This is a genomic window from Pseudomonas oplopanacis (assembly GCF_057128725.1).
This window is the reverse complement of sequence record NZ_JBSKHV010000002.1, coordinates 169,352-185,062: the sequence shown is the minus strand read 5'-3', so window position 1 is coordinate 185,062 and position 15,711 is coordinate 169,352. Positions and strand designations below refer to the sequence as shown.

Here is a 15,711-nt window from a genome sequence, read left to right as displayed (position 1 = left end):
AAGTGCGGGGCCGACAAACGGTTTTCGAGGTGGCAAAAAGGGGGCCAAGCCCCCTTTTTGCTTACTGAGTCAACGCCAAGGCGTCAATTACTCAGCCGCTGCTACCGGAGCTTCTTCAACGAACTGCTCGGTGCCGCCAGCAACGTGGTTGCGACCGCGGATTACAGCGTCAGCCATCGAACCCATGTACAGCTGGATAGCGCGGATTGCGTCATCGTTGCCTGGGATGATGTAGTCAACGCCTTCCGGGCTGCTGTTGGTATCGACTACGCCGATAACCGGGATGCCCAGCTTGTTGGCTTCGGTGATCGCGATGCGCTCGTGATCAACGTCGATAACGAACAGTGCGTCTGGCAGACCGCCCATGTCCTTGATACCACCCAGGGAACGATCGAGCTTCTCAAGATCGCGAGTGCGCATCAGCGCTTCTTTCTTGGTCAGCTTGGCGAAAGTACCGTCTTCGGCTTGCACTTCAAGGTCACGCAGACGCTTGATGGAAGCACGGATGGTTTTGAAGTTGGTCAGCATGCCGCCCAACCAGCGGTGATCGACGTACGGCGAACCGCAACGTGCTGCTTCTTCAGCAACGATCTTGCCAGCGGAACGCTTGGTGCCGACGAACAGAATCTTGTTTTTGCCCTGGGCCAGACGCTCTACGAAAGTCAGAGCTTCGTTGAACATTGGCAGGGTTTTTTCAAGGTTGATGATGTGGATCTTGTTACGCGCGCCGAAAATGTATTTACCCATTTTCGGGTTCCAGTAACGGGTTTGGTGACCGAAGTGCACACCGGCCTTCAGCATATCGCGCATGTTGACTTGGGACATGATAGTTCCTTAATAAGTCGGGTTTGGCCTCCACGTATCCCAATGACCAACCAGCAGCATCAGCTGAAGGCACCCAGGTCATCGTGTCGACACGTGTGTGGATTTAAGCCTTTCGGGGTATCCCCGGAAAGCGGCGCATTTTATACCACAAGGCTGAAAAAAACGGAACCCGGATTCTCAAATCCTGATGCGCACCCTTAATCGACCCGTGGAATCGTTCAAGAATGCGCCTATCTATAGAGAGATGCGACGCACAGAGGCTCAGATTTGCGCTGATCGTCTGATAGAATCAGGTTTTTCAGGGCCGCGAAGATCGATCGCACACCGCCCATTTCGATTTAACAAGCGCCATCGAGCGCAGAGAGAGCCTGTATGACCGTCACCCTCAAAACCCCAGAGGACATCGCAAAAATGCGCATCGCCGGCAAACTGGCCGCCGATGTGCTGGAAATGATTGCCGAACATGTCAAACCGGGCATCACCACCGAAGAGCTGGACCGCATCTGCCACGACTACATCGTCAACGAGCAGAAAGCCATTCCCGCGCCGCTCAACTATAAAGGCTACCCGAAGTCCATCTGCACCTCGATCAACCACGTGGTCTGCCACGGGATTCCGAACGAGAAGCCGTTGAAGGATGGCGACACCCTGAACATCGACGTCACCGTCATCAAGGACGGTTACCACGGCGACACCAGCCGCATGTTCCACGTCGGCACCGTGCCGGTCTGGGCCGAGCGCCTGTCGCAAGTGACCCAGGAATGCATGTACAAGGCGATTGAAATCGTCAAACCCGGCTGCCGCCTCGGCGACATCGGCGAAATCATCCAGAAGCACGCGGAAAAGAACGGTTTCTCGGTGGTTCGCGAGTTCTGCGGTCACGGCATCGGCAAAGTGTTCCACGAAGAGCCGCAGATCCTGCATTACGGCCGCGCCGGCACCGGCATGGAACTGAAAGCGGGCATGACCTTCACCATCGAGCCGATGATCAACCAGGGCAAGGCCGACACCAAGGTGTTGGGCGATGGCTGGACCGCGATCACCAAGGACCGCAAGCTGTCGGCCCAGTGGGAGCACACCCTGCTGGTCACCGACACCGGTTACGAGATCTTCACCCTGCGCGCCGACGACACCATCGCCCGCGTCTCGGCCTGATCCGGACCGCAGCGCTCTCAGCCTTATAGACAGACAGGAAAGCCAATCGATGCCGCAGGTGGATCCCGAACTCTTCGACCGCGGCCAGTTCCAGGCTGAACTGGCCCTGAAGGCAAGCCCGATCGCGGCCTTCAAGAAGGCGATCCGCCAGGCCCGCGAGGTGCTCGACGGGCGCTTTCGCAGCGGCCGCGACATTCGCCGTCTGATCGAGGATCGCGCCTGGTTCGTCGATAACATCCTGCAAAAGGCCTGGGAGCAGTTCAATTGGAGCGAAGACGCCGACATCGCGCTGGTCGCGGTCGGCGGCTATGGTCGCGGTGAGCTGCACCCGTATTCCGACATTGATCTGCTGATCCTTCTGGACAGCGCCGACCACGAAGTTTTCCGCGATTCCATTGAGCGTTTTCTGACGTTGTTGTGGGACATCGGCCTGGAAGTCGGTCAGAGCGTTCGCTCGGTGGATGAATGCGCCGTTGAAGCCCGCGCGGACCTGACGGTTGTCACCAACCTGATGGAAAGCCGCACCATTTGCGGCCCCGAGCGCCTGCGCCAGCGCATGCTCGATGTCACCAGCACCGCGCACATGTGGCCGAGCAAGGAGTTCTTCCTGGCCAAGCGTGCCGAGCAGAAAGCCCGTCACCACAAATACAACGACACCGAATACAACCTGGAACCCAACGTCAAAGGCTCGCCCGGCGGCCTGCGCGATATCCAGACGATTTTGTGGGTGGCCCGTCGCGAATACGGCACCCTGAATCTGCGTGCACTGGCCGGCGAAGGCTTTCTGGTCGAGAGCGAAAACGCCCTGCTGGCCTCGTCCCAGGAATTCCTCTGGAAAGTCCGCTACGCGCTGCACATGCTTGCCGGTCGCTCCGAGGATCGCTTGCTGTTCGATCACCAGCGCTCGATTGCCGGGCTGCTGGGTTTCGTCGGCGATGACGCCAAGCAAGCCATCGAAAACTTCATGCAGCAGTATTACCGGGTGGTCATGAGCATTGCCCAGCTCAGCGACCTGATCATCCAGCACTTCGAAGAAGTCATTCTCGCCCCGGATGACGAAGCGCCACCGCAGCCGATCAACTCGCGGTTCCAGTTGCACGACGGCTACATCGAGGCGCGCAACGACAACGTGTTCCGTCGCACGCCGTTCGCCATGCTCGAAATCTTCGTGCTGATGGCCCAGCAACCGGAAATCAAAGGCGTTCGCGCCGATACCATCCGTCTGCTGCGCGAACATCGGCACCTGATCGACGACGAGTTCCGTAACGACATTCGCAATACCAGCCTGTTTATCGAGCTGTTCAAGTGCAAGATCGGCATCCACCGCAACCTGCGCCGGATGAACCGTTACGGCATCCTCGGGCGCTATTTGCCGGAGTTCGGCTTCATCGTCGGCCAGATGCAACACGACCTGTTCCACATATATACGGTCGATGCGCATACCCTGAACCTGATCAAACACTTGCGTAAGTTGCAGTACTCGCAAGTGTCGGAAAAATTCCCGCTGGCCGCCAAGCTCATGGGCAAGCTGCCCAAGCCTGAGCTGATCTATATGGCCGGGCTGTACCACGACATCGGCAAGGGCCGGCATGGCGACCACTCGGAAATCGGCGCGGTGGATGCCGAAGCCTTTTGCCAGCGCCATCAGCTGCCGGTGTGGGACAGTCGCCTGATCGTCTGGCTGGTGCAAAACCACCTGATGATGTCAACCACGGCCCAGCGCAAGGACTTGTCCGACCCGCAGGTGATCCACGATTTCGCGCAGACTGTCGGCGACGAAACCCGCCTCGATTACCTGTACGTGCTGACGGTCGCCGACATCAACGCCACCAACCCGACGCTGTGGAATTCCTGGCGTGCCAGCCTGTTGCGCCAGCTCTACACCGAGACCAAGCGCGCCTTGCGCCGCGGCCTGGAAAATCCGGTCGATCGCGAAGAGCAGATCCGCCAGACCCAGAGCGCCGCACTGGACATCCTCGTGCGCGGCGGCACCGACCCGGACGACGTCGAGCAGCTGTGGTCGCAGTTGGGCGATGACTACTTCCTGCGTCACACCGCCGGCGACGTGGCCTGGCACAGCGACGCGATTCTCCAGCAGCCGGCCGACGGCGGGCCGCTGGTGCTGATCAAGGAAACCACTCAGCGTGAGTTCGAGGGCGGCACGCAGATCTTCATCTATGCGCCGGACCAACACGACTTCTTCGCCGTGACCGTGGCTGCGATGGATCAGCTCAACCTGAACATTCACGACGCCCGGGTCATCACCTCCAGCAGTCAATTCACCCTCGACACCTACATTGTGCTCGACACGGACGGCGACTCGATCGGCGATAACCCGGCGCGGGTCAAGCAGATCCGCGACGGCCTGACCGAAGCCCTGCGCAACCCGGACGATTACCCGACCATCATCCAGCGCCGGGTGCCGCGCCAGCTCAAGCATTTCGCCTTTGCGCCACAAGTGACGATCCACAACGACGCCCAGCGCCCGGTCACGGTCCTGGAACTCACGGCTCCCGACCGTCCTGGCCTGTTGGCGCGGATCGGCACGATCTTCCTGGAGTTCGACCTGTCGCTGCAAAACGCCAAGATTGCCACGCTGGGCGAGCGGGTGGAGGACGTGTTCTTCATTACCGACGCGAACAACCAGCAATTGTCGGACCCGCTGCTGTGCAGCCGCTTGCAGGATGCAATCGTTGAACAGCTGAGCGTCAGCCACGAACCCGATATCAAGCTTTCCCGCATCAGCATCTGAATAAACCAACTTTCCCTGTGGGAAAGCGCTTATGTAGGAGCCGGGCTTGCCTGCGATAGCATCACCTCGGTGCACCTGACAACTGAGGCGCCTGCATCGCGGGCAAGCCCGGCTCCTACAAAAGCCGGCCCCACACCGAACGAGATCTACCGATGAACAACGCTCTGAACCAGTTGCAGCCCTACCCCTTCGAGAAGCTCCGCGCCCTGCTCGGCAGCGTTACGCCAAACCCGGACAAACGCCCTGTCGCGCTGTCCATCGGCGAGCCGAAACACCGCTCGCCAAGTTTCGTGGCCGAAGCATTGGCCAGCAATCTGGATCAGATGGCCGTGTACCCGACCACCCTCGGCATCCCGGCGCTACGCGAAGCCATCGCCGCCTGGTGCGAACGCCGCTTCAGCGTTCCAAACGGCTGGCTCGACCCGGCGCGCAACGTGCTGCCGGTCAACGGTACTCGTGAAGCGTTGTTTGCCTTCACCCAGACCGTGGTCAACCGTGGCGATGACGCCCTGGTGGTCAGCCCGAACCCGTTCTATCAAATCTACGAAGGCGCAGCGTTTCTCGCCGGCGCCAAGCCGCACTACCTGCCATGCCTGGACGAAAACGGCTTCAATCCGGATTTCGATGCCGTTTCGCCAGACATCTGGAAACGCTGCCAGATCCTGTTCCTGTGCTCGCCAGGCAATCCGACCGGCGCACTGATCCCGGTCGACACCCTGAAAAAGCTGATCGCCCTGGCTGACGAATACGACTTCGTGATCGCCGCCGACGAGTGCTACAGCGAACTGTACTTCGACGAACAAACCCCGCCGGCCGGCCTGCTCAGCGCCTGCGTGGAGCTGGGTCGTAAAGACTTCAAGCGCTGCGTGGTGTTTCACAGCCTGTCCAAGCGCTCCAACCTGCCTGGCCTGCGCTCCGGTTTCGTGGCTGGTGATGCCGACATCCTCAAGGGCTTCCTGCTGTATCGCACCTACCACGGCTGCGCGATGCCGGTTCAAACCCAACTGGCCAGCGTGGCCGCGTGGAATGACGAAGTGCACGTGCGCGCCAACCGTGCGCTGTACCGCGAGAAGTACGATGCCGTGCTGGAAATCCTCAGCCCGGTGATGGATGTGCAGCGTCCGGATGGCGGCTTTTACTTGTGGCCCAATGTTGCAGGCGACGATGAAGCGTTCTGCCGTGATCTGTTTATTGAAGAGCACGTGACGGTGGTGCCGGGTTCTTACTTGTCCCGTGAAGTTGATGGTTTTAATCCGGGGGCCGGTCGGGTGCGTATGGCACTGGTTGCGCCATTGGCGGAATGCGTCGAGGCTGCCGAGCGGATTCGCGACTTCATCAAACGTCAAAAGTAAACATCCCCGCCCGCACTGCGCAATGTAGTGCGGGCGCTATTTTATAGTCAGTTACACTTCATCAAAAATAAACCTTAGCGAACTGCGGAGCGCCCTTTACTCTCATGCAGTGCATTTTTGTGCATCACCTTAAAACGATTACTCTTACTTCATGGAAGAAGTTACTAATGAACAGTATTGATCACTGCACACTCATCCAATGGCCCGACGACCAGCAATCCTACGAAGCGGCTATCAACGAAAATCCCGAGAACGCAAGAACCACAGGCACCCATCGTCGCAAGCGCTCTCTGGTTAACTATTCAAAGCTGTGGGCAAACGGACGCACACTGAAAATCGCTTTTATCGATAACACCGACAATGAACACAAACAGAAGATCATTGACGCGGCCGTCCAGTGGTTGCCTTACATCAACCTGAGCTTCGATTTTGTTGACGGAACTGAAGGTGATATCAGAATCGAGACAAAAACCAACGTCAACAGTGCCATGCTAGGCACTGACGCTCTGTTGATCCATCCCGATTGGCCCACCATGAGCCTGGGCGTCAAGCCGGATCATGAAGACTTCGAGGTCATTGTGATTCATGAGTTCGGACATGTATTAGGCGCGATGCACGAACATCAGCACCCCGAGGCCAATATCCCGTGGGATAAGCCAAAAGTGTATGAGTTCTATCAGAATCGCGAGATGAACCCGCTAAGCAAAGAAGACGTCGACAGGAATCTCTTCGCACCGTTCAATACCATCGAAGCTATTTACACACCCTATGACAGAAAATCCATCATGCACCACCCGGTGGCCAACAACTTGACGCTGGGTGATTGGGAGATTCCGATCAATCGAAAGATCAGCAAAAAAGACAAACAACTGATGAAGTTGCTTTATCCGAAGCGTTAATACCAATAGATCTATTTCACTTGCCCAAGTTTAGCTTCGCTTAAATCCAACTCCCCTAACACCTCTCGCAGCACGTCATCACCAATCTGGTGATGACGACTGAGGCTATACAACTCCAGACGTTGCGCCCGCAGCGCCTTGAGTCGCAACCGGCGCTCCAGCAGATCCATTTGAAACGCCAGCGCCTGGGCTTCCGCCGAATCGTTGAACACTTCCAGCTGATGCCGATACTCGGACATGATCCGCGCCTTGAGCTCGGCCGCCAATGCTGCCTCGCTCGCATCCGCAGGCTTGGCCTCTTCGATTTCCAGCGCATGAATCGCCGCTTCAGCGGTCTTGCGCCACGCGTCTCGCACTTCATTACGGCGCTTGTCGTCAGGACCTGTTTCAATGCCGCGCAGTAACAGCGGCAAGCCGATACACGCTGAAATCAGCGACAGCAGGATGACCCCGGCCGCAATGAAGATCATCAGGTCACGCTCAGGGAATGCCTCGCCGCCCATCAGCAGCGGCACCGACAGCACGCCCGCCAGCGTCACCGCACCGCGTACTCCGCCGACCGTCAGCAGCCAACAGGAACGCATCGTCGGCACATGAGTCACCTCGCCTTTGCCGCGCAAGCGCCGCATCAATACCGACAAGCGCCAGATGCTCTGCACCCAGACAAACCGCAACACCAGCAGGACCAGGAAAATCGCCAGCACATCCAGACAGCGATAGAGCAGTGTCGGCCAAAGCGAGGTTTCATGGCTGGCCACTGCCTTGATGATGTCCGGCAGCTGCAAGCCCAACAGCAGGAAAATCAGGCCATTGAAGGCAAATTCCAGCAACGACCAGACGCTGCGGTTGAGCAGTCGGGTGCTGGTCTGGCGCGGCAGCAAATCGAGCCAGCTTTGCATCATTCCCGCTGCCACGGCAGACAGGATTCCTGAGGCACCGAGCCGTTCCGCCAACACATAAGCAGCGAACGGCAGCAGCAACATGAACACCACATGAGTCGCCGGGTCATCCCAACCGCGAGCGATCATCCACGAGCGCAAGCGCCCGACCAGCCAACTCAGCGCCACGCCGACGGCCAGGCCTCCAACCGCCACCAATACAAACGTCAGACTGGCATTTGCCAGCGAGAACACGCCGGTCACCGCAGCGACCAAGGCGAATTTGAAGGTCACCAGACCTGATGCGTCGTTCATCAGTGCTTCGCCCTGAAGCATATGCATCAAGGGCGTGGGCAAGCGATTCCGGGAAATGGCTGACACCGCCACGGCGTCCGTCGGCGACAACACGGCGGCAAGGGCAAAGGCCACCGGCAATGGAATGCCCGGGATCAACCAATGAATGAAGTAGCCCGCGCCGACTACAGTGAACAGCACCAATCCCACCGCCAACGTCAGGATCGGCCCGCGCAGTCGCCAGAATTCGCGCTTGGGCATACGCCAGCCGTCGGAGAACAGCAGCGGTGGCAGGAACAGAAAGAGGAACAGTTCCGGGTCGAGTGCCACGTGCAACCCCAGGGTCGGCCACGCCAGCAACGCACCGGCAGCTATTTGCACCAAGGGCAGCGGCAGCGGGATCACCCGTCCGATCAGGCGCGAAACGCCGACCAGCATCAACAGGATCAGGACGGTGTAGGCGGTTTGCATAACGCGCGGTTCCCAGGCAATCGACAGCATCGAAGTGCCATATTAGCCGCATAAACTGCACGACGGCCGTTACACCAATGTCGCAGGCAGATCTCAACCTCCCACAGGTTTTGCGCTTCCATGGCATAATCCGTCACCTTTTTTTTCCAGCACCTGCAAAGGGGGCAATTCCTTGACCGTTTCAAGCAAAACGTTGCACCTTTTCGGCATCAAAGCCTGCGACACCATGAAAAAGGCGCGCACCTGGCTCGATGAACACGCTGTCAGCTATGACTTTCATGATTACAAAACGGCCGGAATCGACCGTGAACACCTGACCCAATGGTGCGACGAGCACGGCTGGCAAGTGGTGTTGAACCGTGCAGGCACGACCTTTCGCAAACTCGACGACGAACGCAAAGCCGATCTCGACCAGCCGAAAGCCATCGAACTGATGCTCGCACAACCCTCGATGATCAAGCGCCCGGTGCTCGATCTCGGTGACCGAACCCTGATTGGCTTCAAGCCAGATATCTACGCGGCAGCGCTCAAGTAAGCCAGCCCGTTCAATTTTGTAGAGGTATTCACATGTCCAATTCCCTGTTCAGCCTGGCCTTCGGTGTCGGCACTCAAAACCGTCAAGGCGCATGGCTGGAAGTGTTCTACGCCGCCCCGGTCCTGCATCCGTCGGCTGAAGTCATCGCCGCTATCGCGCCGGTCCTGGGTTACACCGAAGGCAATCAGGCCATCGCTTTCAGCACCGCTCAGGCGTCGCAACTGGCTGAAGCGCTGAAAGGCGTCGACGCTGCCCAGGCTGCGCTGCTGACCCGTCTGGCCGAGAGCCACAAGCCACTGGTCGCGACCGTCCTGGCCGAAGACGTGCAGCTGACGTCCACGCCTGAGGCATACCTCAAGCTGCACCTGCTGTCCCACCGCCTGGTCAAGCCGCATGGCCTGAACCTGGCCGGCGTGTTCCCGCTGCTGCCGAACGTGGCATGGACCAGCCAAGGCGCAATCGACCTGGCCGAACTGGCTGAACATCAACTGGAAGCCCGTCTGCGTGGCGAGTTGCTGGAAGTGTTCTCGGTGGACAAGTTCCCGAAAATGACCGACTACGTGGTTCCGGCCGGCGTGCGTATTGCTGACGCGGCGCGTATCCGTCTGGGCGCTTACGTGGGCGAAGGCACCACCGTCATGCACGAAGGTTTCGTCAACTTCAACGCCGGCACCGAAGGTCCGGGCATGATCGAAGGTCGTGTATCGGCAGGCGTATTCGTCGGCAAGGGCTCGGACCTGGGCGGCGGTTGCTCGACCATGGGCACCCTGTCGGGCGGCGGCAACATCGTGATCAAGGTCGGCGAAGGCTGCCTGATCGGCGCGAATGCCGGTATCGGTATCCCGTTGGGCGACCGCAACACCGTTGAGTCGGGCCTGTACGTAACCGCTGGCACCAAAGTGGCGCTGCTGGACGAAAACAACAAGCTGGTCAAAGTCGTCAAGGCGCGTGAGCTGGCCGGTCAACCTGACCTGTTGTTCCGTCGCAATTCGGAGACCGGTGCCGTGGAATGCAAAACCCACAAATCGGCCATCGAACTGAACGAAGCGCTGCACGCTCACAACTAAGCGTTGCGAGCAACGTAACCGATCACCTGTGGGAGCGAGCCTGCTCGCGAAGTTTTTCGGCGGCCTCAAGGACGCCTTCGCGAGCAGGCTCGCTCCCACAAGGTCATGCGCATGGGCCGAATGACATGATGATTCACTCTCCCTGGCGCGCCGATTTTCCGGCCATCGCCGCTCTGCAACGGCAAGACCAGACCTATCTGGACAACGCCGCCACCACGCAAAAACCTCAAGCCCTGCTGGATGCCCTGACGCATTACTACGCCAACGGCGCAGCCAACGTGCATCGGGCACAACACTTGCCCGGCGCCCACGCCACCCAGGCGTTCGAGGCCAGCCGCAGCAAAGTCGCGCAATGGCTGAATGCCGGCGATAGCGGGCAGATCATCTTTACCCACGGCGCGACCTCTGCGCTGAACCTCCTGGCCTATGGTCTGGAGCATCTTTTCAATCCGGGCGACGAGATTGTCATCAGCGCCCTGGAGCATCACGCCAACCTGCTGCCATGGCAGCAACTGGCCCAGCGGCGCGAGCTGAAACTGGTGATCCTGCCGCTGGATGCCGACGGTTTGATCGATCTGGACGCCGCCACGCAGTTGATTGGGCCGCAAACCCGTTTGTTGGCGGTCAGTCAGCTGTCCAACGTGCTCGGCGTCTGGCAGCCACTGCCGGCCTTGATGGCGATGGCCAAGACGCACGATGCGTTGACCGTGGTCGACGGCGCTCAAGGCGTGGTGCATGGCCGGCATGACGTGCAGACGTTGGGATGCGACTTCTATGTGTTTTCCAGCCACAAGCTCTATGGTCCCGATGGCCTCGGTGTGTTGTTCGGGCGCAACGAGGCACTTAAGCAACTGCGGCACTGGCAGTTCGGCGGTGAAATGGTGCTGGATGCGGATTACCACCACGCACGCTTCCGCCCTGCCCCGCTGGGTTTCGAGGCCGGAACGCCGCCCATTGCCGCTGTGATTGGTCTGGGCGCGACCCTGGATTACCTCACCGGGCTCGATCAGGACGCCGTTAACGCCCATGAAGCCGCGCTGCATGATTATTTGCTGAAGGGTCTTGAAGCCCGTAACGGCATCCGGTTGCTGGGTAAACCGCAACTGGCCCTGGCGAGTTTTGTCGTCGAGGGTGTGCATAACTCGGATCTGGCGCATTTGCTGACCGAACAGGGGATTGCCGTTCGAGCCGGGCATCACTGCGCGATGCCGCTGCTCAAAAGCTTCGAACTGGCTGGGGCGATCCGGGTGTCGTTGGCGCTGTACAACGATTCCGAAGACCTGGAGCGGTTCTTTGAAGCGCTGGATCAGGCGCTGGAGCTGTTGCGATGAGTTTGCCTGCCGATGCGGTGACGGCGCTGGAGATATTCCAGAACGCTGCCGGCTGGGAACAACGCGCGCGATTGCTGATGCAATGGGGCGACCGCCTGCCTGCATTGAGTGATGTGGATAAGGTGGAAGCCAACCGGGTGCATGGCTGTGAAAGCCAGGTGTGGTTGGTGGGCGCGTTACAGGACGGCCATTGGCAGTTTGCGGCGAGCAGTGATGCGCGGTTGATTCGCGGGTTGGTGGCATTGCTGCTGGCGCGGGTCAACGGGTTGTCGGCGGCTGAGTTGCGGCAGGTGGATTTGCCGGAGTGGTTTAATCAGCTCGGGCTGTCGCGGCAGCTGTCGCCGTCACGCAGTAATGGCCTGAATGCCGTGCTCCAGCGGATGAATGAGTTGGCCGGTTAACCGTCTTCGCGAGCAGGCTCGCTCCCACCCTGGAATGCGCTTCCATGTGAGAGCGAGCCTGCTCGCGAAGGGGTCATAAGCAGCAGCGCTTAAACCTCAGGCTTGACCCGATCAGCAGGGCGCCGAACCCCGGCAACGATCTTATCCACAGCCTTGGTCGCCGCGACCATCCCGAACGTAGCCGTCACCATCATCACCGCACCAAACCCGCCCGCACAGTCCAGCTTCACGCCATCGCCGACAAAACTCTTCTGCAAACAGATGCTGCCATCCGGTTTCGGATAGCGCAGTTGTTCCGTGGAAAACACACACGGCACGCTGTAATGGCGAGTCACGGTGCGCGAGAAACCGTAGTCGCGACGCAAGGTCGAGCGCACTTTCGACGCCAGCGGATCATTGAACGTCCGATTCAAGTCGCACACCTGAATCAGCGTCGGATCAATCTGCCCACCCGCGCCGCCAGTGGTGATGATCTGGATCTTGCGCCGCTTGCACCAGGCGATCAGCGCTGCCTTGGCGTTGACGCTGTCGATGCAATCGATCACGCAGTCAATGTTCGGCGTGATGTACTCGGCCATGGTCTCGCGGGTGACGAAGTCCGCCACCGCGTGCACCGTGCAGTCCGGGTTGATCCCGCGCAGGCGCTCGGCCATCACCTCGACCTTGGGTTTGCCGACAGTGCTGTCCAGCGCGTGCAACTGACGATTGGCGTTGCTGACGCAGACGTCGTCGAGGTCAAACAGCGAAATCTCGCCCACGCCACACCGGGCGACGGCTTCCGCTGCCCACGAACCCACGCCGCCGACGCCAACGATCGCCACATGCGCCGCGCGCAGGCGCTCCAGCCCCTCGATGCCATACAAACGGGCGATGCCTGCAAACCGCGGATCTTCTGTACTCATGACCAATACCCCAAAAACCGGCGCGCATTATAGGGCTTCGCTGCGCCAAGTTTTGAATTTCAATCTACAAGTGTAAGAACTTATGTGAAAGCAAATTGCCCAATGTCCGGCAATTCCCTGTCTGCTGTACGTAAAGAGAATGCCCGGTGTAGGATGCGCGCCCCTTGGCGACCGCCAACCGTTCCTTCGTTCCACAGTCTTTGGAACCTGAAATAGCTATGTCATCCCGCAAATTTGGACTCAACCTGGTCGTGGTGCTCGCCATCGCAGCCTTGTTTACCGGCTTCTGGGCGCTGATCAACCGCCCGGTCACCGCCCCCAACTGGCCTGAACAGATCTCCGGCTTTTCGTACTCACCGTTCCAGCAGGGCCAGTACCCGCAGAAAGAGCAGTACCCGACCGACGATCAAATGCGTCGCGACCTGGAGATCATGAGCAAGCTGACGGACAACATCCGTACTTACTCGGTCGACGGCACCCTGGAAGACATTCCCAAGCTCGCAGAAGAATTCGGCCTGCGCGTGACCCTAGGGATCTGGATCAGCCCGGACCAGGAACGCAATGAGCGCGAAATCACCCGTGCCATCGAAATTGCCAACACCTCACGCAGCGTGGTTCGCGTGGTTGTAGGCAACGAGGCAATCTTCCGTAAGGAAATTACCGCTGCGGAACTGAGCGTGATCCTCGATCGCGTGCGCGCCGCCGTGAAAGTGCCGGTGACCACGTCCGAGCAGTGGCACGTCTGGGAAGAACACCCGGAACTGGCCAAGCACGTCGACCTGATCGCCGCCCACGTTCTGCCTTACTGGGAATTCATCCCGGTGGACAAGGCCGGCCAGTTCGTCCTCGACCGCGCCCGAGACCTGAAAAAGATGTTCCCGAAAAAACCGCTGCTGCTCTCGGAGGTTGGCTGGCCGAGCAACGGCCGTATGCGTGGCGGCACCGATGCGAGCCCGGCGGATCAGGCGATCTACTTGCGCACCCTGGTCAACAAACTCAACCGCCAGGGCTTCAACTACTTCGTGATCGAAGCGTTTGACCAGCCGTGGAAGGCCAGCGACGAAGGTTCGGTGGGCGCCTATTGGGGTGTGTTCAACGCCGCGCGGCAGCAGAAATTCAACTTCGAAGGCCCGGTCGTTGCGATCCCGCAGTGGCGCGTGCTGGCGATCGGCTCGGCCGTGTTGGCGTTGTTGTCGCTGACCTTGCTGATGATCGACGGCTCGGCCCTTCGCCAGCGCGGCCGCACCTTCCTGACCTTTATCGCGTTCCTGTGTGGTTCGGTGTTGGTGTGGATCGGTTACGACTACAGCCAGCAATACAGCACCTGGTTCAGCCTGACGGTCGGATTCCTCCTGGCGCTCGGTGCGCTCGGGGTCTTTATTGTTCTGCTGACCGAGGCACATGAACTGGCCGAAGCGGTCTGGACCCACAAGCGTCGTCGTGAATTCCTGCCGGTGGTGGGCGATTCGGACTACAGACCGAAAGTCTCGATCCATGTGCCCTGCTACAACGAGCCACCGGAGATGGTCAAACAGACCCTCAACGCCTTGGCCAACCTCGACTATCCGGACTTCGAAGTCCTGATCATCGACAACAACACCAAGGACCCGGCGGTCTGGGAACCGGTGCGCGATTACTGCGAAACCCTCGGCCCGCGCTTCAAGTTCTTCCACGTTGCACCGCTGGCCGGCTTCAAGGGCGGCGCGCTGAATTACCTGATCCCGCACACCGCCAAGGATGCCGAAGTCATCGCGGTGATCGACTCGGACTACTGCGTCGACCCGAACTGGCTCAAGCACATGGTGCCGCACTTCGCCGATCCGAAAATCGCTGTGGTGCAGTCGCCGCAGGACTATCGCGACCAGAACGAAAGCACCTTCAAAAAGCTCTGCTACGCGGAGTACAAAGGCTTCTTCCACATCGGCATGGTTACCCGTAACGACCGTGACGCGATCATCCAGCACGGCACCATGACCATGACCCGACGCTCGGTGCTCGAAGAGCTCGGCTGGGCTGACTGGTGCATTTGTGAAGACGCCGAGTTGGGTCTGCGTGTATTCGAAAAAGGCTTGTCAGCGGCGTATTACCACACCAGCTACGGCAAAGGCCTGATGCCCGATACCTTTATCGACTTCAAGAAACAGCGTTTCCGCTGGGCTTACGGTGCGATTCAGATCATCAAGCGTCACACCGCCAGTTTGCTGCGCGGCAAGGACACCGAACTGACCCGTGGCCAGCGTTACCACTTCCTCGCGGGCTGGTTGCCGTGGGTCGCGGATGGCATGAACATCTTCTTCACCGTCGGCGCGTTGTTGTGGTCGGCGGCGATGATCATCGTGCCGCAGCGGGTCGATCCGCCGTTGCTGATTTTCGCAATCCCGCCGTTGGCGCTGTTCGTGTTCAAGGTCGGCAAGATCATCTTCCTGTATCGCCGCGCCGTCGGCGTGAACCTCAAAGATGCGTTCTGCGCGGCACTGGCCGGGCTGGCGTTGTCGCACACCATCGCCAAAGCGGTGCTGTACGGCTTCTTCACCAGCAGCATTCCATTCTTCCGCACGCCGAAAAACGCCGATAACCACGGCTTCTGGGTGGCGATTTCGGAGGCCCGTGAAGAAGTGTTCATCATGCTGCTGTTGTGGGGCGCGGCGCTGGGGATCTTCCTGGTCAACGGCTTGCCGAGCAACGACATGCGCTTCTGGGTGACCATGTTGCTGGTGCAATCGCTGCCGTACCTGGCGGCGCTGATCATGGCGTTCTTGTCTTCGCTGCCGAAACCGGCCGCCGAGCCGGAGCCGGCACCGGCGGTCTAAATCTGTACGGATGCACTAAACGGCGGCCAATGGTCGCCG

General features: G+C 59.5%; 12 protein-coding genes. 9 read left to right on the top strand and 3 right to left on the bottom strand.

The window, feature by feature from the left end; all coding sequences use genetic code 11:
* Window positions 1-87 precede the first annotated feature (87 nt).
* Complete coding sequence (gene rpsB, locus ACWKV5_RS05125) at window positions 88-825, bottom strand: 30S ribosomal protein S2 (RefSeq protein WP_003219330.1); 738 nt, start codon at window positions 823-825, stop codon at window positions 88-90.
* A gap of 372 nt (window positions 826-1,197) precedes the next feature.
* On the opposite strand from rpsB, the gene map reads away from it, so the two are divergent.
* The 4 genes from map (at window position 1,198) to ACWKV5_RS05105 (ending at window position 6,983) form a co-directional block, all read left to right on the top strand.
* Window positions 1,198-1,980, top strand: coding sequence for a type I methionyl aminopeptidase (map, locus tag ACWKV5_RS05120; RefSeq protein ID WP_140666356.1), 783 nt, complete (start codon window positions 1,198-1,200; stop codon window positions 1,978-1,980).
* 49 nt (window positions 1,981-2,029) lie between these two features.
* A complete protein-coding gene (locus ACWKV5_RS05115; RefSeq protein WP_483840447.1) occupies window positions 2,030-4,732 on the top strand; it encodes a [protein-PII] uridylyltransferase in 2,703 nt (900 codons plus the stop codon).
* A gap of 152 nt (window positions 4,733-4,884) precedes the next feature.
* Window positions 4,885-6,084 (top strand): succinyldiaminopimelate transaminase, encoded by a 1,200-nt coding sequence (dapC, locus tag ACWKV5_RS05110; protein ID WP_483840446.1) that lies wholly within the window; start codon window positions 4,885-4,887, stop codon window positions 6,082-6,084.
* Between the two features lie 167 nt (window positions 6,085-6,251).
* A complete protein-coding gene (locus ACWKV5_RS05105) occupies window positions 6,252-6,983 on the top strand; it encodes a M12 family metallopeptidase (protein ID WP_483840445.1) in 732 nt (243 codons plus the stop codon).
* 11 nt (window positions 6,984-6,994) lie between these two features.
* Here ACWKV5_RS05105 and ACWKV5_RS05100 read toward each other — a convergent pair whose 3' ends face one another.
* The gene (locus ACWKV5_RS05100; protein ID WP_483840444.1) at window positions 6,995-8,626 is read right to left on the bottom strand and encodes a Na+/H+ antiporter; all 1,632 of its coding nucleotides are present in this window, start codon (window positions 8,624-8,626) and stop codon (window positions 6,995-6,997) included.
* Window positions 8,627-8,798: 172 nt separating this feature from the next.
* Here ACWKV5_RS05100 and ACWKV5_RS05095 point away from each other — a divergent pair, with 172 nt between their 5' ends.
* The 4 genes from ACWKV5_RS05095 to ACWKV5_RS05080 all read left to right on the top strand — a co-directional run bounded on the left by ACWKV5_RS05095 (window position 8,799) and on the right by ACWKV5_RS05080 (window position 11,960).
* Window positions 8,799-9,161 (top strand): ArsC family reductase, encoded by a 363-nt coding sequence (locus tag ACWKV5_RS05095; protein WP_007949322.1) that lies wholly within the window; start codon window positions 8,799-8,801, stop codon window positions 9,159-9,161.
* A gap of 32 nt (window positions 9,162-9,193) precedes the next feature.
* A complete protein-coding gene (dapD, locus tag ACWKV5_RS05090; RefSeq protein ID WP_483840443.1) occupies window positions 9,194-10,228 on the top strand; it encodes a 2,3,4,5-tetrahydropyridine-2,6-dicarboxylate N-succinyltransferase in 1,035 nt (344 codons plus the stop codon).
* Between the two features lie 125 nt (window positions 10,229-10,353).
* Window positions 10,354-11,559 carry an aminotransferase class V-fold PLP-dependent enzyme gene (locus ACWKV5_RS05085; protein ID WP_483840442.1) on the top strand — a complete coding sequence of 402 codons (1,206 nt, stop codon included), beginning with the start codon at window positions 10,354-10,356 and terminating at the stop codon, window positions 11,557-11,559.
* Complete coding sequence (locus ACWKV5_RS05080; RefSeq protein WP_483840441.1) at window positions 11,556-11,960, top strand: SufE family protein; 405 nt, start codon at window positions 11,556-11,558, stop codon at window positions 11,958-11,960. The genes ACWKV5_RS05085 and ACWKV5_RS05080 overlap by 4 nt, the downstream gene beginning before the upstream one ends.
* A gap of 89 nt (window positions 11,961-12,049) precedes the next feature.
* On the opposite strand, the gene tcdA is transcribed toward ACWKV5_RS05080, so the two are convergent.
* Window positions 12,050-12,862 (bottom strand): tRNA cyclic N6-threonylcarbamoyladenosine(37) synthase TcdA, encoded by an 813-nt coding sequence (tcdA, locus tag ACWKV5_RS05075; protein ID WP_483840440.1) that lies wholly within the window; start codon window positions 12,860-12,862, stop codon window positions 12,050-12,052.
* 218 nt (window positions 12,863-13,080) lie between these two features.
* Between tcdA and ACWKV5_RS05070 the strand changes: the two genes are divergently transcribed.
* Window positions 13,081-15,672 (top strand): glycosyltransferase, encoded by a 2,592-nt coding sequence (locus ACWKV5_RS05070; protein WP_059181551.1) that lies wholly within the window; start codon window positions 13,081-13,083, stop codon window positions 15,670-15,672.
* The last annotated feature ends 39 nt before the right edge of the window (window positions 15,673-15,711 follow it).